20 protein-coding genes and 1 riboswitch are annotated in these 22,344 nt (G+C 62.9%); of the genes, 8 read left to right on the top strand and 12 right to left on the bottom strand.

Features of this window, described 5'->3' with window-relative positions; all coding sequences use genetic code 11:
• Positions 1-4: 4 nt before the first annotated feature.
• Both gcvH and gcvT read right to left on the bottom strand, forming a co-directional pair.
• Positions 5-373, bottom strand: coding sequence for a glycine cleavage system protein GcvH (gene gcvH, locus NKI19_RS12865; protein WP_352492743.1), 369 nt, complete (start codon positions 371-373; stop codon positions 5-7).
• A gap of 5 nt (positions 374-378) precedes the next feature.
• Positions 379-1,479, bottom strand: a complete 1,101-nt coding sequence (gcvT, locus tag NKI19_RS12860) for a glycine cleavage system aminomethyltransferase GcvT (RefSeq protein WP_352492742.1) — start codon at positions 1,477-1,479, stop codon at positions 379-381.
• 148 nt (positions 1,480-1,627) lie between these two features.
• Positions 1,628-1,714: riboswitch (glycine riboswitch) on the bottom strand.
• Positions 1,715-1,928: 214 nt separating this feature from the next.
• Here gcvT and NKI19_RS12855 point away from each other — a divergent pair.
• Entirely contained in the window at positions 1,929-2,927 is a 999-nt protein-coding gene (locus tag NKI19_RS12855; RefSeq protein WP_352492741.1) for a hypothetical protein, read from the top strand.
• A 25-nt stretch (positions 2,928-2,952) separates the two neighbouring features.
• On the opposite strand, the gene NKI19_RS12850 is transcribed toward NKI19_RS12855, so the two are convergent.
• The 7 genes from NKI19_RS12850 to NKI19_RS12820 form a co-directional block, all read right to left on the bottom strand.
• On the bottom strand, positions 2,953-3,762 hold the full coding sequence (locus NKI19_RS12850; protein WP_352492740.1) for a molybdopterin-binding protein: 810 nt from the start codon (positions 3,760-3,762) through the stop codon (positions 2,953-2,955).
• A gap of 1 nt (position 3,763) precedes the next feature.
• Complete coding sequence (locus tag NKI19_RS12845) at positions 3,764-4,642, bottom strand: cytochrome b/b6 domain-containing protein (RefSeq protein WP_352492739.1); 879 nt, start codon at positions 4,640-4,642, stop codon at positions 3,764-3,766.
• A 101-nt stretch (positions 4,643-4,743) separates the two neighbouring features.
• On the bottom strand, positions 4,744-5,421 hold the full coding sequence (locus NKI19_RS12840; protein WP_352492738.1) for a DUF1345 domain-containing protein: 678 nt from the start codon (positions 5,419-5,421) through the stop codon (positions 4,744-4,746).
• Positions 5,422-5,426: 5 nt separating this feature from the next.
• Entirely contained in the window at positions 5,427-5,894 is a 468-nt protein-coding gene (locus NKI19_RS12835; protein ID WP_352492737.1) for a YaiI/YqxD family protein, read from the bottom strand.
• Between the two features lie 66 nt (positions 5,895-5,960).
• Complete coding sequence (gene gfa, locus NKI19_RS12830) at positions 5,961-6,530, bottom strand: S-(hydroxymethyl)glutathione synthase (RefSeq protein WP_352492736.1); 570 nt, start codon at positions 6,528-6,530, stop codon at positions 5,961-5,963.
• 20 nt (positions 6,531-6,550) lie between these two features.
• Positions 6,551-6,823 (bottom strand): hypothetical protein, encoded by a 273-nt coding sequence (locus tag NKI19_RS12825; RefSeq protein ID WP_352451332.1) that lies wholly within the window; start codon positions 6,821-6,823, stop codon positions 6,551-6,553.
• Positions 6,820-7,947, bottom strand: coding sequence for an S-(hydroxymethyl)glutathione dehydrogenase/class III alcohol dehydrogenase (locus NKI19_RS12820; RefSeq protein WP_352565325.1), 1,128 nt, complete (start codon positions 7,945-7,947; stop codon positions 6,820-6,822). The genes NKI19_RS12825 and NKI19_RS12820 overlap by 4 nt, the downstream gene beginning before the upstream one ends.
• A 212-nt stretch (positions 7,948-8,159) precedes the next feature.
• On the opposite strand from NKI19_RS12820, the gene NKI19_RS12815 reads away from it, so the two are divergent.
• Both NKI19_RS12815 and dnaE read left to right on the top strand, forming a co-directional pair.
• Entirely contained in the window at positions 8,160-10,172 is a 2,013-nt protein-coding gene (locus NKI19_RS12815; RefSeq protein ID WP_352493117.1) for an acetyl-CoA carboxylase biotin carboxylase subunit, read from the top strand.
• A 495-nt stretch (positions 10,173-10,667) separates the two neighbouring features.
• Positions 10,668-14,195, top strand: coding sequence for a DNA polymerase III subunit alpha (dnaE, locus tag NKI19_RS12810; RefSeq protein WP_352493118.1), 3,528 nt, complete (start codon positions 10,668-10,670; stop codon positions 14,193-14,195).
• 14 nt (positions 14,196-14,209) lie between these two features.
• Here the strand turns inward: dnaE and NKI19_RS12805 are convergent, their stop codons facing one another.
• Entirely contained in the window at positions 14,210-15,091 is an 882-nt protein-coding gene (locus NKI19_RS12805; protein WP_352493119.1) for a DMT family transporter, read from the bottom strand.
• A 173-nt stretch (positions 15,092-15,264) separates the two neighbouring features.
• Between NKI19_RS12805 and NKI19_RS12800 the strand changes: the two genes are divergently transcribed.
• A complete protein-coding gene (locus tag NKI19_RS12800) occupies positions 15,265-15,771 on the top strand; it encodes a hypothetical protein (protein WP_352565327.1) in 507 nt (168 codons plus the stop codon).
• A 308-nt stretch (positions 15,772-16,079) separates the two neighbouring features.
• On the opposite strand, the gene NKI19_RS12795 is transcribed toward NKI19_RS12800, so the two are convergent.
• Positions 16,080-17,408: a DNA polymerase IV gene (locus NKI19_RS12795; RefSeq protein WP_352493121.1), complete on the bottom strand. Its 1,329-nt coding sequence runs from the start codon at positions 17,406-17,408 to the stop codon at positions 16,080-16,082.
• Positions 17,409-17,476: 68 nt separating this feature from the next.
• On the opposite strand from NKI19_RS12795, the gene NKI19_RS12790 reads away from it, so the two are divergent.
• On the top strand, positions 17,477-18,052 hold the full coding sequence (locus NKI19_RS12790) for a GNAT family N-acetyltransferase (protein WP_352493122.1): 576 nt from the start codon (positions 17,477-17,479) through the stop codon (positions 18,050-18,052).
• Positions 18,053-18,156: 104 nt separating this feature from the next.
• The gene (locus NKI19_RS12785; protein WP_352493123.1) at positions 18,157-19,641 is read left to right on the top strand and encodes a hypothetical protein; all 1,485 of its coding nucleotides are present in this window, start codon (positions 18,157-18,159) and stop codon (positions 19,639-19,641) included.
• Positions 19,642-19,707: 66 nt separating this feature from the next.
• Here NKI19_RS12785 and NKI19_RS12780 read toward each other — a convergent pair whose 3' ends face one another.
• Positions 19,708-20,007 (bottom strand): DUF3572 domain-containing protein, encoded by a 300-nt coding sequence (locus NKI19_RS12780; RefSeq protein WP_352493124.1) that lies wholly within the window; start codon positions 20,005-20,007, stop codon positions 19,708-19,710.
• A gap of 171 nt (positions 20,008-20,178) precedes the next feature.
• On the opposite strand from NKI19_RS12780, the gene NKI19_RS12775 reads away from it, so the two are divergent.
• Positions 20,179-20,595 (top strand): response regulator, encoded by a 417-nt coding sequence (locus NKI19_RS12775; RefSeq protein WP_352493125.1) that lies wholly within the window; start codon positions 20,179-20,181, stop codon positions 20,593-20,595.
• 34 nt (positions 20,596-20,629) lie between these two features.
• The gene (locus NKI19_RS12770) at positions 20,630-22,003 is read left to right on the top strand and encodes a PleD family two-component system response regulator (RefSeq protein ID WP_352493126.1); all 1,374 of its coding nucleotides are present in this window, start codon (positions 20,630-20,632) and stop codon (positions 22,001-22,003) included.
• Positions 22,004-22,344 lie beyond the last annotated feature (341 nt).

Raw genomic sequence — 22,344 nt, 5'->3', positions numbered from 1 at the left:
GCTATCAACCAATATGGGCTTTGTAGGCGGCTTCATCGAGGAGCCCGTCGAGCTGGCTCTCATTGGCCAGCTTCATCTTCCACAACCAGCCGTCGCCGGTTGCCGCCGAATTGACGAGCGAAGGATCCGATGACAGCGAGGTGTTGGCCTCGGTGATCTCGCCGTCGACCGGTGCGTAGACGTCCGATGCCGCCTTGACCGATTCGACCACCACGGCCGTATCGCCCTTGGCCAGCTTTTTCCCCGGCTCCGGCAGTTCGACGAAGACGAGATCGCCGAGCTGCTGCTGTGCGTAATCGGTGATGCCGACGGTGGCGATGCCGCCCTCGACGCGCAGCCACTCGTGATCTTCGGTGAAATAGGTCTTTGCCATTGAAATCATCCTTTGCGGTAGCGATGGGGCGTGAAGGGCAAGGGGTGGATGTCGACCGGGATTTTCGTCCCGCGGACATCGGCGAACAGTTTTGCGCCGGATTTGGCAAGCGGCGTCTGGACGTAGCCCATGGCGACCGGATGACCGGCCGAGGGGCCGAAGCCGCCGGAGGTGACGTGGCCGGCAGGGTTGCCGTCGGCATCGAAAAGGGCAGCACCGGCGCGCACCGGCTGGCGGCCTTCCGGCTTCAGGCCGACGCGTTTTTGCGCCGGGCCGCGCTCCAGGATGGCGCGCAGCGCATCGGCGCCGATGAAGGCGCCAGAGGCGCGAACCTCCTTGGGGATGGCCCACATCAGCCCGGCGCTGGCCGGATCGATCTCCGGCGTGATGTCCAGCCCGTGCAGGCACAGTCCGGCTTCGAGCCGCAGGCTGTCGCGGGCGGCAAGGCCGATCCACATCACCCGCTCGTCCTCGAGCAGCCTGGCGACGAGGTTTCTTGCATCCGTTTCCGGCAGGCCGATCTCGAAGCCGTCTTCACCGGTATAGCCAGACCGGCTCATGAACCATTTTTCGCGCGGCTCGATACCGTGCATGAACACCAGCGAACCGGTCTCGATGCCGGCGCGGGAGAGGGCGGCCCACGCCTCGGGGCCCTGGATGGCCAGGAAGACGCGGTCGAGCGCGTCCACCTTCACGTCGAAATCCCCGGCCAGTGCGCGCAGATGCTTTTCGTCGGTGGCGGCGTTGCCGGCATTGGCGACCATCATGAAGCGCTCGGCGCCGAGCCTGGTGACGATCAGATCGTCGAGTATTCCGGCGGCCTCATTGAGGAAGAACGTGTATTTGGACTGGGAAATCTCAAGCGCGCCGGCGTCGAACGGGCAGGCGCGGTTCAGAAGTGCTGCTGCCCCCGGACCGCTGATTTCGAACAGCTTCATATGCGAGATGTCGAACAGGCCGGCATGCTCGCGGCTGTGCAGATGCTCTTTCATCACGCCGGCCGGATAGGTCAGCGGCATCGACCAGCCGGCGAAGGCGCCAAAGCGCGCACCGGCTGCCACATGCAGATCCTCGAGGGGAAGGTGTTTGGTGTCGTCGCCCGTCATGTCATCTCCAGAGTCGCACGCAAGCGGCCGCGAATGGCGACCAGTCCGTGCCCCTCTGTCTGAAGCCTGAGAGACTCGCGCCCCGTAACTCTGTCGGCAGCGCTTACACCTTCGGCGCGGGGGCAAGCCCCGACTTTCCAGAGTGTCTTTCCCGTCTACGGTTCTTTTGCCTGAGAGATTTCGGGCGATTTCCCCTTCGGCGGCAGCTCTCGCTGCTCTCTCCCGCAAACAGGTAGGACTCGGTCAGGAGCCCTCGACTCGTCATCCATAGCCCGTGGACGACACCTTGTCACCTGCCAGCGACGTTTTTACTGGCCAGTCTTCTGCGGGCCTTCTTTACAGGCAAGACAGGCAAGCCTTCGCTAACCACGCCGCTTGCCGGTTTCTCAAGACCTTGCCGATATACCGGATAAGGGCCGGCAATTACCGGCGGCGGGGCGGGGAAGAAAATGGGCGAATTGATCATGAGCGCGCCGGTGGCCGGGCTGACTTCGAAAAATCGGATCACGGCGGAAGACGTGATCATGCTGCGCCGCGAAGTGTTCGGCGACGGCGTGGTAACGCGCGGCGAGGCCGAGGCGCTGTTTGCGCTCGATGCAACGGCGAGGGACAAATGCGCGGAATGGCTCGAGTTTTTCGTCGAGGCCGTCACCGACTTCATCGTCCACCAGGAAAAGCCGGCGGGCTATGTTTCGCAGGACAATGCCGACTGGCTGATCCGGACGATTTCGCGCGACGGCATGGTCGACAGCCAGACCGAACTCGAGCTGCTGGTGCATGTGCTGGAAGTTGCCAAATCATCGCCGAGCAGGCTTTCCGGCTATGCGCTGGAGCAGGTCGCTCATGCGGTCGTGGGCGGCAAGGGGCCGCTAATGGCCGGCGGCAGGCTTATCCCTGGGTCGATTGCCAAGGCTGAGGTCGAGCTGTCGCGCCGCATTCTTTACGCCTATGGCGGCGATGGCAACATCGCCATCAGCCGCGCCGAGGCCGAGGTACTGTTCGAGATCAACGAGCGGACAGCGGCGGGCGACAACGATCCGTCCTGGAACGATCTGTTTGTAAAGGCGATCGCCAATTTCGTCATGTGTTCGGCCGGCTACGAACCGCCGGTGCGCGACGTGGCGCTGCGCCGGGATTCGTTCTTCGAGCAGGCCGATCCGGAGATCGGCGGTTTCTTCAGCCGTATGGTGTCGGGTGGCCTGTCCGGCATTATGGAGGCCTATCGCTCACCGGGCGACGTCGAGGCCGAATGGGAATCGAGGAACAAGGCAGCCGAGGCTCTGGCCCGCCGCGCCGAGACGGTCGATGCCGGCGAGGCCAAATGGCTTGCTGAACACATCGGCGACCGGCCGCTGCATGAGAACGAGCGCGCGTTGCTGACGCTGATCAAGCATGCCTCGCCGGAAATCCATCCGGCGCTCAAACCGCTGATCGACAAGGTCGCCTGAACAAAAGGCACTAAATCGTCGGTCGTCAGATACCGCCGTACCAGTCGTAGCCATTGTCCTCCCAATAGCCGCCTCTGCCGCCGCCGATATTGGCGAAGCCGTCGACCAGCTCGATCTTGTAGAGATATTTCGGCATCTTGTAGCCGAGTTGGCGCTCGACGCGGACGCGCAGCGGCGCGCCGTTTTCGACCGGCAACGGCTTGCCGTTGAGGCCATAGGCAAGGATCGTCTGCGGATGACGGGCATCGACCAGGTCGATCGAGCCGTAATATTTGATATCGCCGGCAAGGCTGCGGTCGATCGTATCGAGGCAGTGGAACATGACGTAGCGCGCCTGCGGCTTGACCACGGCCTGGTCGAGCACCAGCGACAGCGGCGTGCCGGTCCATTTGGCAATGCAGCTCCAGCCTTCGACGCAGTCGTGGCGGGTGATCTGGGTGCGGCTCGGCATGTTCATCAGCTGCTCGCGGCTCAGCGACAGCGGTTTTTCGACGAGGCCTGAAACCTCCAGCCGCCAGTCGGCGAAATCGCTGGCGAGCAGGCCCTTGTAGAAGTCGTCGTCCGGTGCGGTGACACCGTTCGGCCGCTGCGGCTGGCGAATGTCGGCCTCGGTGAACTCCGGCGCCAGCGCATCACGGCCGGCAAGCAGCCGCTGCGCCCGCCAGGTCAGGCCATTGGCGCTTTCGAGGAAGCTGCGCAGGCCGTCGCCGACGCCAATCTGGCTGTCGAAGGCGTCGCAGCCCGACAGCATGATGCCGGAAAGGCCGAGGCTGGCCGAAGTCAGGAATTTCCTTCGGCTTATCTGTAGCTCGGGGCTGATCTCGAATTTCGCCATGTCAGGCACTCCTCTCTGGCGCATTGTCGCCATGAGCCGGCGGGTCGGTTCGGTACCAGCCGGTGATGATGGAGCGCAGCTCGTTGATCGGGCCGGCGGCCAGGATCATCAGGATGTGGATAATGAAGAAGGCGACGAGCAGCAGCATCACCGTGAAGTGGATGGTGCGCGCCGTCTGCCGGCCGCCGAGCAGGTCGTTGAGGAACGGCAGCACCGAATCCATGCTCGGCGACATGGCAAGGCCGGTGATGATCATCAGCGGCAGCAGCACGAACAGCACGCCGCCATAGGCCATCTTCTGCAACGTGTTGTAGTCGCGCGTGTGATGGAACCTGAGCTTGGCGTGCTCGGCAATGTCTCGCGGCAGGCGCCTGAAATCATCGAGGCGCGGAGCAAGATCGCGGCGCAAATGGCCGTTGATCAGGCTGGCGACCAGCCAGACCAGCAGCGTGGTGGTCAGCACCCAGGCAAAGAAGAAATGAACGACGCGCGCGGTGCCGAGATCGTAGTAGGAAGGGATCGTCGCCCAGGACGGGAAGGCGCGGGAGGTCTCCTGGCCGGCCGGACCCGACCAGCCGAGCACGCCGGTGGTATCGAAGCGCTTGCCGAAGATCTCGGTATAGCCGCGCGGGCCGCTTGCGGTGTTCTCGGCGCCGATGGCGAAGATGGTGTTGTTGTAGCCAAAACCCGACTCCTTGCCGATATAGAGCTGCGGACGGGCGTTGAAGATCTGCAGGCCGGAAAGCAGCATGAAGAACAGCGCGATCGCCCACAGCCAATGCGTCAGCCGCGTCCAGCGCGACTGGCGATAGATCAGCGTCGCATCGCTCGGCGCGGCGGTATCTGCTCCGGCGGCTTGGTTTCTGGCAAGCGATTCCATCTGTTGTTCCCTCCGGCCGCGTGTTCGCCGCGGCCTGTCAGATCTCTTCTCCTCCCAATACGTCGCCAGCTTAAGCGATGTTTCACCCGATCACGGATTTATTACGGACTGCCGAGGCTGACGGCGAGATTGACCGCGGCTGCCACGATGACCGTGTTGAAGAAGAACGACAGGATCGAATGCACAAGCACGACACGGCGCATTTGCGAGGTCGTGATGTTGGTGTCGGCGGTTTGCGCCGTCATGCCGATCACTGTCGCAAAATAGAGGAAATCCGAGCCTTCCGGCCGTTTGCCGCCCGGGAAGTCGAGGCCGCCGACCGGAATTTTCTTTTTGGTGTCGCCATCCATCGCATCGCCGTCCAACCAATAGAGATGCGCGTAGTGAAGCGCCGCCATCGCATGGATGGTCAACCAGCCAAGCGGGATAGACAATAACGCGACCGTAAGCTCGACGGGATCCGCGCTCTGCTCCCTGTTGATCAATTGAAACAACGAGATGATGGCAATAGCGACGACAACCAGCGTGACCGCGAAGATCGCCAGCACCGGCAGGTCCGTCTCGCCTGCATTCTTGCGCAGATAGCTGCCGGTAAGCCGCGGCATGTGGGCGACGACAAGACAGAGATAGGCGGCAAAGAACACATTGGCACCGATCGAATAGGCAAGCGGCGCACGCCAGATCAGCGCCGCGCCAAAGGCTGCCACGCCGACGCATGCCGACACCGCGAACAGTGTATGGCGTCGCATGGGCATCTTGGTCGGGGTACCGGTCGCCATGGTTCTCAGTCCGCTGACGCGGATTTCAGCGCCCGCCGCAAGATGCGGTCAAGCTCGCCAAGGAACCGCGAGCGGTCCTGCGGCGCGAAGCTCGAATTGTAGCCCTTGCTTTCGCCGGTTTCGCGCAGATGCTGCTTGAGGTCGCGCATCGCCACCGCCATGCCGATCGTTTCCGGCGTAAACGGGCGTCCCGTCGGGCCGAGTACATGGGCGCCAAGCGCCACGGCGCGGGCGGCAAGCGGGATGTCGGCGGTCACCACGATATCGTTGGGCCGGGCATTGTCGACGATCCAGTCGTCGGCGGCGTCGGCGCCCTTGGAGACGACGACGTTGCGGATCATCGGATCGCGCGACGGACGCAGACCGCCATTGGAGACGAAGGTGACGACGATGCCGTGCCGCTCGGCGACTTTTTCGACCTCGGCCTTCACCGGGCAGGCGTCGGCATCTACGAGAATAGCGGGTGCGGGCATCGTTGTTCCAAATGTGAAAGAGCCGGGCGATGTCGCCCGGCTCGATCGATGATAGTCGAGCGGCTACTAGGCCGGCAACGCGCCGGATCTCTTGGCCGTCCAGGTGGCGATATAGTCCATCAGGCCGGGATTGAGGCAATCATAAGGTTCGAGCCCGATCGACTTCAGCTGTGACCGGATACCGTCCATGCGGCTCGGATCGACACCGGATTCAATGATCGACGAGACAAAGGCGGTGAAGCCCGGCGGCGACCAGCCGTCTTCCTGGAAGCGTTCCGGATGAATGAAGGACAGCCCCTTGAACGCATGGTCGCGCTCGACCGGGCCGTGCATGTGGACGCCGCAGCCCGTGCAGGCATGGCGCAGGATCAGCGCGCCCGGATCGACCACCTTCAGCTTGTCGCCGTTTTCGGTCACCGTCACGTCGTTTGTAGCGGCAACCGCCACGACCGAGAACAGCGCGCCTTCCGGCTTCCAGCATTTGGTGCAGCCGCAGGCATGGTTGTGGGCGATCTGGCCCTTGACCTTCACCTTGACCGGGTTGCTGGTGCAGGCGCAGACCAGCGTCCCGCCGGCAAAATCGGCCTTTTCCCGTGGCAGTCCATTGTCGATTTTAGGATGCAGTTTTTCCGGCATTTTTGTCTCCTCCCTTGGTTCTATGCTGGTTCCGTTTCGATTACCGCTTCATTCTCCATACGGTGTTCTTGCTTGACGCGCTCTACCACCTTGAGCGCCTTACTCAGATATGTATCGCGCACGAGAAACGATATTTCTTCTCTGCCGCGGTCGATCTCATCGAGGTCGATGCGAACGCGGTTGTTATTCCTAAGCGCTACCCAAAGATGTTCGCCGAATTGCCAGCTCTGCATACTGAGCGACTCGCTGAAATTCGGATATCGGATCCGAACCCGGATCAGTACCTCCTTCAATAGATTACCACGCTCCTGATCGACTTGCCTTCATGCATCAGGTCAAAGCCCTTGTTGATGTCCTCGAGCTTCAGCGTGTGGGTGATCATCGGATCGATCTCGATCTTGCCGGCCATGTACCAGTCGACGATCTTCGGCACGTCGGTGCGGCCGCGCGCGCCGCCGAAGGCGGTGCCCATCCAGGTGCGGCCGGTGACCAGCTGGAACGGCCGCGTCGAGATCTCCTGGCCGGCGCCGGCAACGCCGATGATGACCGACTTGCCCCAGCCGCGATGCGACGATTCAAGCGCCTGCCGCATGACTTTGGTGTTGCCGGTGCAGTCGAACGTGTAGTCGGCGCCGCCGATCTGGTCGGCACCGCGCTTGGTCATGTTGACCAGATGCGCCACGACATCGCCGTCGATCTCCTTCGGATTGACGAAATGCGTCATGCCGAATTTCTCGCCCCATTCCTTCTTGTCGTTGTTCAGGTCGACGCCGATGATCATGTCGGCGCCGGCAAGGCGCAGGCCCTGGATGACGTTGAGGCCGATGCCGCCGAGGCCGAAGACGACCGCGGTCGCGCCTTGCTCGACCTTGGCCGTGTTGATGACAGCACCGATGCCGGTGGTGACGCCGCAGCCGATGTAGCAGATCTTGTCGAACGGGGCGTCGGCATTGACCTTGGCCACCGCGATCTCGGGCAGCACGGTGAAGTTGGAAAAGGTCGAGCAGCCCATATAGTGGAACAGCTTGTCCTTGCCGATCGAGAAGCGCGAGGTGCCGTCGGGCATCAGACCCTGTCCCTGCGTGGCGCGGATGGCGGTGCACAGATTGGTCTTGCGCGACAGGCAGGACGGGCACTGCCGGCATTCCGGCGTATAGAGCGGGATGACATGGTCGCCCTTCTTGACCGAGGTGACGCCCTTGCCGACGTCGACGACGATGCCGGCGCCCTCATGGCCGAGGATCGCCGGAAACAGACCTTCCGGGTCGGCGCCCGACAGCGTGAACTCGTCGGTGTGGCAGATGCCGGTTGCCTTGATCTCGACCAGCACCTCGCCATCGCGAGGGCCCTGGAGGTCGACCTCCATGATCTCCAGCGGCTTTCCGGCGGCAACGGCGACAGCGGCGCGCGTTTTCATCAGGCAATCCTCCCAAGACAGTCTGCAATCCAGGTTAGATTTAACTTACCATTCAGCTCTGCGCTATGCACGAAGCGACGTTCTGACTCCGGATTTTCGTCAGCGCCGGCCGATTTGCATCCGGGATAGGCTCCGACTTGCCTTGACCGGCCCCCTGAAGCCCATAAAACGGGAAGCCCGTAAAAGACGGGCAGTCGAGGGACGAGGCCTGCATGTTTTCAAAGATCCTGGTCGCCAACCGTGGCGAGATCGCCTGCCGCGTGATCAAGACGGCGCGCAAGATGGGCATCGCCACCGTCGCGGTCTATTCCGATGCCGACCGCGACGCCGTGCATGTCGAAATGGCCGACGAGGCGGTGCATATCGGGCCTTCGCCTGCTGCGCAAAGCTATCTGGTCCCGGAAAAGATCATCGCCGCCTGCAAGACGACAGGGGCCGAAGCCGTGCATCCCGGCTATGGCTTCCTGTCGGAGCGGGCATCCTTCTGCGAAGCGCTGGAGCAGGAAGGCATCGTCTTCATCGGCCCGAAGCCCAAGGCCATCAAGGCGATGGGCGACAAGATCGAATCGAAGAAGTTCGCCAATGCGGCCAAGGTGTCGACGGTGCCCGGCTGGCTCGGCGTCGTCGAAAACGCCGCCCATGCCGAGAGGATAGCCGGCGAAATCGGCTATCCCGTGATGATCAAGGCCTCGGCCGGCGGCGGCGGCAAGGGCATGCGCATCGCCTGGAGCAAGGCCGAGGTGCGCGGCGGCTTCGACCGGGCGCGCTCGGAGGCCAAAAGCTCGTTCGGCGATGACCGCGTCTTCATCGAAAAATTCATCGTCGATCCGCGCCATATCGAAATCCAGGTGCTCGCCGACGCGCATGGCAACACGCTCTATCTCGGCGAGCGCGAATGCTCGATCCAGCGCCGCAACCAGAAGGTCGTAGAGGAGGCGCCGTCGCCGTTCCTCGATGCCAAGACCCGCAAAGCCATGGGCGAGCAGTCGGTGGCGTTGGCCAAGGCCGTCGATTACCAGAGCGCCGGCACGGTCGAGTTCATCGTCGACAGCGACAAGAACTTCTATTTCCTGGAAATGAACACGCGGCTGCAGGTCGAGCATCCGGTGACCGAACTCGTCACCGGCATCGACCTGGTCGAGCAGATGGTCCGCGTGGCAGCCGGCGAAAAGCTCGCCATCAAGCAGAGCGACGTCAAGCTGAACGGCTGGGCGGTGGAAAGCCGCCTCTACGCCGAAGACCCGTATCGCAACTTTCTGCCTTCGATCGGCAGGCTGACGAAATACCGGCCGCCGGAAGAGGGAAAATTCGGCGAAATCGTCATCCGCAACGATACCGGCGTCACCGAAGGCTCGGAAATCTCGATATTCTACGACCCGATGGTCGCCAAGCTGTGCACCTGGGCGCCGACACGGCTGGCAGCGATCGATGCGATGTCGGAAGCGCTGGACAGTTTCGTCGTCGACGGCATCGAGCACAACATCCCGTTCCTGGCGGCGCTGATGCAGCATCCGCGCTGGCGCGAAGGGCTGATATCGACCGGCTTCATCGCCGAGGAATACCCCGACGGCTTCGCGCCGATCGTGCCAGACGCCGATGAGAAAGCGGTGCTGGCCGCGATTGCCACAGCGGTCGAACTTCTTCGCCGCGACCGGCTCGACCGGCTGGGCGGGCGGCTGGCGCCGCATTCGGGCGCCTTGAAACGCGATTGGGTGGTGAAGATCGGCCGGGATTATCTTTCGCTCGCCATCGTCGAAGGCATGATTTCCGTTCCGATGGAGCTCGATCTCACAATCGACGGCGGCAAACCGCTGACCGTGGCATCCGACTGGCGGCCGGGCGATCTCATCTGGCGCGGCACGGTCGGCGGTCGCAAGGTCGCGGCGCAGGTCAGGCCGGTGCTGAACGGATTTCGTATTGCCTGGAAAGGCATGTCGGTGACGGCGCGCGCCATGCTGCCGCGCACTGCCGAACTCGAAAGGCTGATGCCTGAAAAAATCGCGCCGGACACTTCGAAGATGCTGCTCTGCCCAATGCCCGGGCTCGTCGTGTCGATCGCCGTTGTCGAGGGGCAGGAGGTCAAGGCCGGCGAGACGCTTGCCGTGGTGGAAGCGATGAAGATGGAAAACGTGCTGCGCGCCGAGCGCGACCTCATCGTCTCGAAGCTCAACGCCAAGCCCGGCGACAGCCTTGCCGTCGACGCGGTGATAATGGAATTCGCGTGAGGCTGGAAAATCCGCTTCGACGCTGGCCTGGGATGTTGGAGATTAGCGAAAGCCGAGGTGACGGCCAATCTCCCCCCTCGTGGGGGAGATGTCCGGCAGGACAGAGAGGGGCGCGAAGAAACGCGACCAGACAATTCGTTGGGCAACGAGACAGAGTTCGCATTTTTTTGCCGATGCAACGTATTTTGTTCTTGCTTTGTGCCGGCAGCTATGCTACTAATTTGGGTATGGTGCTAATTGGCTCCAACGACCCGCCTTTGAGGCGGGTTTTGTGTTTCCTGGCCGGAGGTTGGCGGGACAGCGCCCCTCTCTGTCCTGCCGGACATCTCCCCCTCTAGTGGGGAGATTGGCAGCTCGGCGGCAGCACTTTTCTGCCGACGAAAGCGATTGCTCCAAGCTCGCTAGGTTCCGATCGCTACCGCTGGACTCGTGTTACCCGGTACCGGACAATACATCTTCATCGACTGAGTCCTTGTGAGGCGGCGCGAAAAAACCATGGCGGATGAGAGACTTCCACGCGATCCCTTGCTGCGCGAGGCCTATGCAAAGGCGTCGCGGGCGGAGGCGGCGGCGCGTCGGTTCATTCATCTGCGCGTGCATTCGGCCTATTCGCTGCTCGAAGGCGCCTTGCAGCTCGGCAAGATCGTCGGCCATGCGGTGCAGGACGAGTGCCCGGCAATCGCCGTCACCGACACCAACAATCTGTTCGGCGCACTGGAATTCGCCCAGAAGGCGGTAAAGGACGGCATCCAGCCGATCATCGGCTGCCAGATCGACCTCGCCTTTTCCGGCGAGGCGAGCGACAGCCAGCGCGACCGCAGGCGGCAAGGGCCAGAGATGCGGCCGGTCGTCCTGATCGCCGCCACCGAGGCCGGCTACGGCAATCTGGTCAGGCTGGTCAGCCGCGTCTACCTCGAGACACCGCCCGGCGAAGCGGTGCATCTGACGACCGAGATGCTGCAGGGCCACGCCGACGGTCTGATCTGCCTTACGGGCGGGCCGCGCGGTCCGATCGGCACTGCCTTGAAAGAGGATCGCCGCGAACTCGCCGAGACCCGGCTCCTGGCGCTCAAGGGCCTGTTCGGCGACCGGCTCTATGTCGAGCTTGAGCGGGTGTCCGGCTACGACCGCGCGATCGAGCAGTCGTCGGTCGATCTCGCCTACCGCCATGATCTGCCGTTGGTTGCCACCAACGAGGCGTTTTTCTTCTCTCGTGAAGACTATGACGCGCATGATGCGTTGATCGCCATCGCCGAAGGCTCCGTGGTTGCAGCCGACAATCGCCGCCGCCTTTCGCCCGACCACTTCCTGAGAAGCCAGGCCGACATGGCGAGGCTGTTCGCCGACCTGCCGGAAGCAATCGACAACACCGTCGAGATCGCGCTGCGCTGCTCGTATTACCCGAAGACGCGCAATCCGATCCTGCCGCGCTTTGCCGGCCGCGATGTCGCCGACGCCGATGCTGCGGTCAAGGCGGAGGCGCAGGAGCTTGCCAGGCAGGCGCATGAAGGGCTGGAGGCGCGGCTGGCGGCGCACGGGCCGACGCCCGGCTATACCGTCGAGCAATATCGCGAGAGGCTGGATTTCGAGCTCGGCGTCATCGAGAAGATGAAATATCCCGGCTATTTCCTGATCGTTGCCGACTTCATCAAATGGGCAAAGGCCCAAGGCATTCCGGTCGGCCCGGGCCGCGGTTCGGGCGCCGGCTCGCTGGTTGCCTATGCCACGACGATCACCGACATCGATCCGCTGCGCTTTTCGCTGCTGTTCGAGCGCTTCCTCAATCCCGACCGCGTGTCGATGCCCGACTTCGACATCGACTTCTGCCAGGACCGGCGCGAGGAGGTCATCCGCTACGTCCAGCAGAAATACGGCCGCGACCAGGTCGGCCAGATCATCACCTTCGGCACGCTGCAGGCGCGCGCGGTGCTGCGCGACGTCGGCCGCGTGCTGCAGATGCCTTACGGGCAGGTCGACAAGCTGAGCAAGATGGTGCCGTCGAACCCGGCCAATCCGGTCAAGCTCGCCGACGCCATCGCCAACGAGCCGCGCTTTGCCGAAGAGGCGGAGCGCGAGCCGATCGTGCAGACGCTGCTCGACACGGCACAGAAGCTGGAAGGTCTCTACCGCCACGCCTCGACGCACGCCGCCGGCATCGTCATCGGCGATCGGCCGCTGTCGGAGCTGGTGCCGATGTACCGCGATCCGCGCTCGGACATGCCGGTCACGCAGTTCAACATGAAGTATGTCGAGCAGGCCGGGCTGGTGAAATTCGACTTCCTTGGCCTGAAGACGCTGACGGTGCTGGACAGGGCGGTCAAGCTGATCCGCCGCCGCGGCATCGAGATCGATCTCGCCCACATTCCGCTCGACGACCCGGAAACCTACGCCATGCTGTCGCGCGGCGAGGTCGTCGGCGTGTTCCAGGTGGAAAGCGCCGGCATGCGCAAGGCGCTGATCGGCATGCGGCCCGACTGCATCGAGGACATCATCGCGCTGGTCGCGCTCTACCGGCCGGGGCCGATGGAGAACATCCCGACCTACAACGCCAGAAAGCACGGCGAGGAGGAGATGGCGTCGATCCACCCGAAGATCGACCATCTCGTCAAGGAGACGCAAGGCGTCATCGTCTACCAGGAACAGGTGATGCAGATTGCGCAGGAGCTCTCCGGCTATTCGCTGGGCGAAGCCGATCTGCTGCGCCGCGCCATGGGCAAGAAGATCCGCGCCGAGATGGACAAGCAGCGCGAGCGCTTTGTCTCGGGTGCGGTCGAGCGCGGCGTCGGCAAGCCGCAAGCCGACTTCATCTTCGACCTTCTGGCAAAGTTTGCCGACTACGGTTTCAACAAATCGCATGCCGCCGCCTATGCCGTCGTCTCCTACCAGACGGCCTATCTGAAGGCGCATTACCCGGTCGAATTCCTGGCCGCATCGATGACGCTCGACATGGGCAATACAGACAAGCTCGCCGATTTCCGCCAGGATGCGCTGCGCCTCGGCATCGAGGTGGTGGCGCCGTCGGTGATGACGTCGTTCCGGGATTTCGAGGTCGGCGAGAACCGCATCTTCTATTCGCTGGCCGCGCTCAAGGGCGTCGGCGACGCGGCGGTCGAGCACATCGTCGCCACGCGCGGCGAAAAACCGTTCAAGAGCCTCGCCGATTTCTGCGAGAGGGTCGATCCGAAGATCGTCGGCAAGCGCGTCTTCGAAAGCCTGATCATGGCCGGCGCGCTCGACTGCTTCGGTCATGACCGCGCGGCGATGATGGCCGGCGTCGAGCGGATGATGGGGCTGGCCTCGCTGGCGCAGCAGAATGCCGTCACCGGCCAGCACGATATCTTTGGCGCCTCGCTCGGCGCACAGTCGCAGGCGCTCAACCTGCCGGCGACCGATCCCTGGCTGGCCGCCGACCGCCTGCACCGCGAATTCCAGGTGGTCGGGTTCTATCTCTCGGCGCATCCGCTCGACGAATACAAGGCGGCGCTGCAGAAAATGCGGGTGCAGACCTGGGGCGAGTTTTCGGCGGCCGTCAAACGCGGTGCTGCCGCCGGCCGGCTCGCCGGTACCGTCACCACCAAGCAGGAGCGCAAGACGCGCACCGGCAACAAGATGGGCGTCGTGCAGTTTTCCGACACGTCAGGCCAGTATGAAGCGGTGCTGTTTTCCGAGGGGCTGGCGCAATACCGCGACCTGCTCGAACCCGGCCGCTCGGTGGTGATCACCGTTTCGGCCGAGGACAGGCCTGAGGGCGTCAATCTGCGCATCCAGACCGTGCAGTCGTTGGAGGAAGAGGCAAGCCGCATCCAGAAAGCGTTGCGCATCTTCGTCAGAAATGACGCACCGGCATCGACAATCCAATCGCAGCTTGGCCAGCGTGGCGACAGTCAGGTGAGCATCATCGTCATCAAGGAAGGCGGCGAGGGCGAGGTCGAGATCGAGTTGCCCAACCGCTACCGCATATCGCCGCAGATCGCGTCGGCCATGCGCGCGGTGCCGGGCGTGGTTGAAGTGGAACTGGTCTAAGAGTTAGCGCACGCTTATGACGCGGCGATCTCCGCCGGTTGCGGTGCTCTCCGCTGCAGGTTGAGCAGATTGCCCATGAGGATCAGCAGGGCGCCACCAGCGGTGAAGGCGTCGATCTGCTCGTGATAGAGCAGCCATCCGATCACCGCCGACAGCGGCACGCGCAAAAAGTCCATTGGCGAGATGACGGTCGCATCGGCATAGACAAGTGCACGGGCCATGCAGAAATGCGACGACATGCCGGTGAAGGCGATGAGCAGGATCCACGGCCAGAGCTCGAGCGGCGGGTTGCGCCATTCGTACAGCGCCGGGACGAGGCCAAGCAGCGACTGGATGATCAGCATCCAGAAGATGATGCGCACGACGCTGTCCGTCCGCGTCAGCGACTTGACGAGGACCACCGAGACGCCGAAGCAGACCGCGGCTCCCAGCACCATGACATGCCCCGGATTGACCGCGCCGACGCCCGGACGCACGATGATCACAACGCCGATCAGCCCCAGCACGATCGCCGCGAGCCGTGGCCGGGAGAGCCTTTCGCCGAGGAAACCGACGGCCAGCAAAGCGGTCCAGATCGGCGTCGTGAATTCAATTGAGATCAGCACCGCAAGCGGAATCAGCGTCAAGGCGTAGAGCCAGGCAGCCTGGCCGGTATAGTGGACGACGTTGCGGGCGATATGTGCGAGCGGGCGCCCGGTGCGCATCGCCGCAAACCCGCCTGACATCATGACCAGCGGCAGCAGGATGAAAAAGCCGATCACCGAGCGCAGCTCGAGCACCTGGAAGACGTTGAGTTCGGCCGTCGTGGCCCGGCCGGCCACCGACATTGCCAGGAACGAGGCGATCGACAGCGCCATCCAGAACGCGGCTTTGGGGATCGAAGGTGCGGGTGCCATGCGGCTATGTCGCAAGCCGGAGCGCTCACCGCAACCGCTAGCCGGCGCATTCGGCTGGGCCAGCCGCGAAGCGTTGCATGCGGTGATGTTGAAGCCGGAACCCGCCGCTGTTGGAAGCGTTGGTCCGTCAGTGTTTGCGTGCTGTGTTTTGGATACCAACGAGGAGCGGTCCGATGAAATCACTTGCACGATTTGTACTTGCCGGCTGCCTGACGACCGGGGCTGGCGCAGCGCATGCCGACGATCCGGATTTTCTTCGCTCATTCCAGGGGAATTTCGCCGGTAAAGGCATCGTCAAGGTGACCACCGATGCGCCGACGGTGAATGTCTCATGCCGCTTCAATTCCGACGCGACGTCGAGCTCGTTGTCGCTCGACGGCAGTTGCCGCGGTCTTATCGTGGTAACGCGCGCCATCAGCGCGGATCTCAGGTCCAGCGGGACGAAATACAGCGGCACCTATGTCGGATCGCGCACCGGGCCGGCGCAATTGAGCGGCAGCCGCTCCGGCAACGCGATCAATCTCGGCATCCGCTGGGCCAAGGAGGTCAATGGCGATCGCAAGGCGCAAATGACGGTCGAGAAGACCGGCGAGGACGGCATGCGGCTGATCGTCGTCGATACCGATCCGAAAACCGGCAAGAGTGTGGTGACCACCCGGATCGATCTGCGGCGCACGTGATCTTCTCCTCCCTCCCTTCGTCATCCTGGGGCGGAGCAGGAGCGAAGCTCCGTCGCGAAGACCCCAGGATCCATGCCGTTGCCTCGCGGCAGTGCTCCGGCGGACCGAATGCCATCAGCCCGGTCTCGGTTTGCGGTCATAGCCGGTCATTGAACCTTAGCCGGCGCCGTCGCGGAGACAAGCGCCGTCCTGGACCGCTGCATTCTTCGGCTGATGTCACGGCATGGATCCTGGGGTCTGCGCGTCGCTTCGCTCCTTGCTTCGCCCCAGGATGACGACGGCGTATTGATATCGGCAGCGTCAGACCACTAGTCCTCGATCGGTTCGGGCGGGTGCGCATCGCGGCCCTTGCCGAAGGTATAGCCAGTTTCCACCGCCCTGCGGCCGAACTTGCCGCGCAGCGTGTCGATAGCGCCTTCGGCCATGGCGCGCTTGCGTGACTGGACGTCGACCAGGTCGGGCGGGTCCGCCCTGTCATCGTCGGAGAGATCGCTGACGCCAATGCCGAGCAGCCGGTATTTCGTGCCATCCGCTTCCTTGTGCAGCAGCTCGAGCCCGGTCGAGAAAATGCGGTCGGCCAGCCGGGTCGGATCGCCGAGCTGGCGATTGCGCGTGCGGATCTTGAAATCCTGGGTCTTCAGCTTGAGGACGACGGTGCGTCCGGCAATGCCGGATTTTTTCAGCCGGGCCGAGACCTTTTCCGACAGCGCCCTCAGCACCGAAACCAGTTCGTCGACGGAGGCGATGTCGGTGTCGAAAGTGGTCTCCGCCGAGACGCTTTTCGCGTCCTGGTCGGGAACGACGCGACGGTCGTCCTCACCGCGCGAAAGCCGGTAGAGCCGGTCGCCCATCACGCCATAGCGGCGCATCAGGTCGCCGCGTTCCATGCGCTGCAGCTGGCCGATGGTGCGGATGCCGTCGCGCTCGAGCGTGGCGGCAAAGGCCTTGCCGACGCCCCAGATCAGCGTCACCGGCTGCACGGCCAGGAAGCCGATAGCCTCGGCCTCGCCGATCACCGAAAAGCCGCGCGGCTTGCGGAAGTCCGACGCCACCTTGGCCAGGAACTTGCAGTAGGAAAGGCCGGCCGAAACGCTGATGCCGATTTCTTTTTCGACGCTGAGAGCGAAGCGCGCCAGCACCACCGCGGGCGGCAGGCCATGCAGGCGCTCGGTGCCGGCGAGGTCGAGAAAAGCCTCGTCGATCGAGAGCGGCTCGACCAGCGGCGTCAGTGCCTGCATCATGGCGCGCACCTCGCGGCCGACGCGGACGTATTTTTCCATGTCCGGCGGGATGACCACCGCTTCCGGGCAGGCTTCGAGCGCCTTGAACATCGGCATCGCCGAGCGCACGCCATGGATGCGGGCGATGTAGCAGGCCGTGGAGACGACGCCACGCTTGCCGCCTCCGATGATCAACGGCCGATCCTTCAACGCCGGGTTGTCGCGCTTTTCGACCGCCGCGTAGAACGCGTCGCAATCGACATGGGCAAGATGCAGCCGGTAGAGCTCCGGATGGCGGGCAAGCCGTGGACTGCCGCAGCGCTCGCAACGGCGTGCCTCGCTGCGCTGAAAACTCAGGCAGTCGCGGCAAAAACCGTGTTCGGGATTGTTGACAGGGGCCGCCATCGCTGCGAACATAAAGAGAACAAATGCAATGGTACGTCAGGACGGACGCCACGACAAGGCGGTGGGCCGGGAGAGAGCTCATGAATACGACCATAGCGCCGCTAGTGCCCGAGCTTTGGGCGGATTTCGAAGATCTTTTCGGTAAGCAAGGCGCCTGCTACGGCTGCTGGTGCACACATTTCCGGCTGTCGCCGGCAGCGCGCCGCGCGAGCAACCGGGAGCGCAACAAGGACCACATCAAAGCCCGGATCGAGGCCGGACCACCACCTGGCCTGCTGGCCTTCGAGGACGGCAAGGCGGTCGGCTGGATGCAGATCGGCCCGCGCGCCGACGTGCCCGAATGGAACAACCAGGGCAGGGGGTCGGCGCCGCTCGACCCCGCCGATGCCACCGATCCAGGCGTCTGGGCGATCTCCTGCTTTTTCATCCGCGCCAAGGCACGCGGCAGGGGCCTGTCGCACCGCCTGGTCGAAGGCGGCATCGACTTCGCACGAGAAAATGGCGCGCGGCTGCTCGAGGCCTGCCCGATCGACCTGTCAAAGGATTCGCGCTCGATCGGGCTGTTCGTCGGCTCGTCGCGGGTCTTCGAAAAGGCCGGGTTCCAGCGGCTGGTCGAGCGTAAACCAGGCCGGCCGCTGATGCGATTGGTGCTTTAGCAAGACAATTGCCTGGCGTACCGTCTTCGTCTTGCGGTTGTGATGGTATTTCCCTACCAGAAGCATGAAGCAATTTCGCCTTCCGAGATCAACGGAGAACAAACGTGAAGCGTGTTTTGACAGTTGTTTTCGCTCTCGCGCTCAGCGCGCCCGCCTTCGCCCAGACCGTCGACAATCAAGGCGCAAAACGGCTTTCCGACGATCTGGCGCACTATTTCGGCAAGAAGCCGTTCGACATTGGGTTCGTGAAAGTTTCAGTCGAGGGCGATGCCTACAAGATCGCTTTCGACTTCAAGCCGGTCACGGATTTGCTGGCAAAGCAGCAATCCTTCAAGTTGGACTCCACGCCTTACTTCGTTCTGGCGAAGCCGCGCAGAGATGGTCAGTGGGACGTTTCGGTGGACGTGTCTCCGAAGGGATCTGTTGATTTCGTCGGTCCGGAGGGGGCGCAGCACATCGACTTCTCCGTGTCGGACAACAAGTTCGCCGGTATCTATGACCCTGATCTAGCGGCCTTTGTGAACGCCTCGGGTTCCACTTCGGGCGTCACGATGAGTGTAAAAAGCCCGCTGCAGAATGTGGAAGTCTCTGCGGATGGCGGCGCTGGCAGCATGAGCGCGACGAAATCAGCGAATGGCGGCATAGATTTCGCGTATTCACAGACAATGACCGCGTTTGCCGAAACCGTCAGACTGGACGATCCCAAGAGCGGTCTGAAATTCTCATACAATGTCAAGTCGCCGCACGCGGCGGTGGATGCGACGGGCAAGGGCATGCGGACAAAGCCGCTGCTCGATTTACTTGCCTTCGCCGTAGCCAACGAGGATGAGGCCAAGCTCAAGGCGAACCAAGCGGAGTTCAAGTCGCGTCTGCTCGCCGCATTGCCGCTGTGGGAAAGAATAGACGGCACCTACAGCTTCAAGGATTTCGTGGTGGAGACCCAGCTCGGCAATTTCGGTGCGACACAGTTGAGCACGGCGGTCGGGATGGACGGTATCTTGCAGAACGGTCAGATAACCTATGCGATCAAGGCCGCCGGCCTGACCCTGCCGCAGCAGATGCTGCCCAGCTGGAGCGTCGCGTTGTTGCCGACGGATATCGACCTCAATTTCGGCGGCGCCAACATCGATCTCGACAGCATGGCGAAAAAGACCATCGAAACCCTTGATCTTAATAAGAATCCGCCGCTGCCGGGCGATTTCGGCGACCAGATTTCCGCTGATTTCCTGGCCAAGACCCCCAAGCTGGTCCTAGGGCACAGCACCGTGAAGAACGGCAATGTCGAAGTCGCGATGGAAGGTGAAATGACGTTCCCCGGCAAGAAGCCCGAGGCGAGCATGACCATCGATGTCGCGGGCTATGACAAGATCGTGGAGGCCCTGCAGACGGCGGCCAAGACCGAACCGGAAGCGGCACAGTATTTTCCGTTCGCACTCGCCGTCAAAGGATTCGGCAAGGCACTGCCGGACGGCCGGCTTGAATGGGTGATCAACACCAAAGCCGACGGTTCGGTCACGGTCAACGGCGCCATGCTGAAACCGGCCGACCGCGTTGGGACGGACGACAGTGGGGATGAGGCAACGCCATAAAGCATCAGCACTGGCCCGTTGTCGGCGGCAAGTTCTTCGATCTGTCCGCTGTCTCGGGATCGCCCCTTATATCGAATGCTCATGATTGTCGTCGCCGAGCGGCAGCGCCCGCAATGCCTTGCCGACTGCGGCGGGCGGCGTTCCGGTCTCCTCGGAAAAACGCATCAGCGTCGGCTCGTGGGCAAGGATGAACTGCAGCACGCCGGCCAGGAATCCCGGCTCGCCCGCCGCCTGGCGGATGGAATGGGCTTCGATGCCGGTGATCGCCAGGAAGCGGGGCAGGAGTTCCGGATCGGCGGCGACGAAGCCCAACGCCTTTATGGCAATGGTTTCCGCTTCCTCGCGCATTGACGCTGCGTTTGCCATCGCTACCTTCCTTCATGGGCGGAATCGTTCTGTTTTCGCAGTAGTGGCAAGTGTCGCCGGCAGCAAGCTCGCCGACCTGGAATCCGAACGCTTTTCGGGCGGCCGGTTTCCGTTTCGTCAATCATATTGCCGTATAGTGGGAACAGGTTTGGTGCGTGCCGACAAGGGCGCATGACGGCACCCTTCGAGTGGAAGGTCAGCCGGGACGGGAAATCGATGCCAAAGAAGGTTATGATCGTCGAAGACAACGAGCTCAACATGAAGCTCTTTCGCGACCTTATCGAAGCGAGCGGCTACGAGACGGTGCGCACACGCAACGGCCTGGAAGCGCTGGATCTGGCGCGGAAGCACAGGCCGGACCTCATCCTGATGGACATCCAGCTGCCCGAAGTGTCGGGCCTCGAGGTCACCAAATGGCTGAAGGAGGACGATGATCTCCACGTCATCCCGGTCATTGCCGTCACCGCCTTCGCGATGAAGGGTGACGAGGAGCGCATCCGCCAGGGCGGCTGCGAAGCGTATATCTCCAAGCCGATCTCGGTGCCGCGTTTCATCGAAACCATCAAATCCTACCTGGGCGATGCCTGATGTATCTTTCCAGCCGAGCCGGAGCTTTGTGAAAATGACCGCGCGGATCCTCGTCGTCGACGACATCCCAGCAAATGTCAGGCTGCTGGAGGTTCGGCTGCTCGCCGAATATTTCGAGGTCCTGACCGCCACCAACGGCCCGGATGCGATCGAGATCTGCGAGAACGGCAAGGTCGACGTCGTGCTGCTCGACGTGATGATGCCCGATATGGACGGGTTCGAGGTTTGCCGGCGACTGAAGGGCGACCCGGCGACATCGCACATCCCGGTCGTGATGATCACCGCGCTCGACCAGGTTTCGGACCGGGTGCGCGGCCTCGAGGCCGGCGCCGACGATTTTTTGACCAAGCCGGTCAACGATCTGCAATTGATGACGCGCGTCAAGAGCTTGGTCAGGCTGAAATCGCTGACCGACGAGCTGCGGCTGCGCGCCTCGACGACACGCAATATCGGCATCGAGGAGCTTTTGAGCCGCAACTTCGCTACCGACGATGCGGTGCCCAAGGTGCTGCTGGTCGACGAGCGCAAATCCTCCTTCGAGCGCATCCAGAAGATGCTGCGTGTCAGTGCCGATCTCGACGTCGCCACCGATCCGCATGCCGGCTTCTTCCAGGCCGCCGAGCAGCCGTATGAATGCGTGCTGATCTCGACGGCCTTCGCCGATTTCGACCCGCTGAGGCTCTGCTCGCAATTGCGCTCGCTCGATCGCACCCGTTTCCTGCCGATCATCCTTCTGGCGGACGAAGGCGAGGAGGGGCGCATCATCCGCGGCCTCGAACTCGGCATCAACGACTATCTGATGCGGCCGATCGACCAGCAGGAACTGACCGCGCGGCTGCGTACGCAGGTGCGCCGCAAGCGCTACAACGACCAGCTTCGCGCCAGCGTCACCCAGACCATCGAGATGGCGGTGACCGATGCCCTGACCGGCCTGCACAACCGGCGCTATCTCGACAGCCATCTACAGACGCTGTTCGACCGCGCCGTGGCACGGCGCCGGCCGCTGTCGGTGATGATCACCGATCTGGACCGCTTCAAGAGCATCAACGACGCGCATGGACATGACGGAGGCGACGACGTGCTGCGCGAATTCGCCCGGCGGCTGCGCAAGAATGTGCGCGGCATCGACCTGGCCTGCCGCTTCGGCGGTGAGGAGTTCGTCGTGGTGATGCCGGACACCGACGGCGCGGTAGCCGAAAAGGTCGCTGAGCGCATTCGCGCCGAAATCGCCCAACTGCCGTTTGCCGTCGGCAGCGAGGGCAAAGCGATCGAAGTCACCGTCAGCGTCGGCGTGTCGTCGGTGCTGAAAGGCGTGGACACGGTCGCGGCGCTGATGAAACGCGCCGACCTCGCGCTCTACGAGGCCAAGAGCGGCGGCCGCAATCGCGTCGTCGCCAAGGCGGCATAGCCCGGACACCAATTAGCCAGTCAACCCGACAAGGTTACGAATTTACCTTAATCCAAGCGAGTTGCGAGGCTTGGTTAAGAAACTGTTGATTTTCATAAGTTGTTGCGCAAATGTGCAGCCCTTAGACGTAACCGGCACGAGGCTAGATCGCCGGTTCGACCCGAAGAATACCCCATGATGCTCAGGTCCGCCGCATCTCCTGGGTCCGTGGGGTCGGCTGGCCGGCGCTGGCACATAGTGGCCTCCTCGTACCGCTGCCAAACGCCGGCCGGCCCCCAATTTTCAAATCACAGCAGGATTCTACGCCAAGGTCCGGAAGACGCTGGGTTTTTGCCGCGGCA

Source organism: Mesorhizobium sp. M0751, assembly GCF_040320265.1.
Classification (GTDB): domain Bacteria; phylum Pseudomonadota; class Alphaproteobacteria; order Rhizobiales; family Rhizobiaceae; genus Mesorhizobium.
The sequence above is the reverse complement of the archived record's forward strand: the minus strand, read 5'-3'. Positions and strand labels throughout refer to the sequence as shown.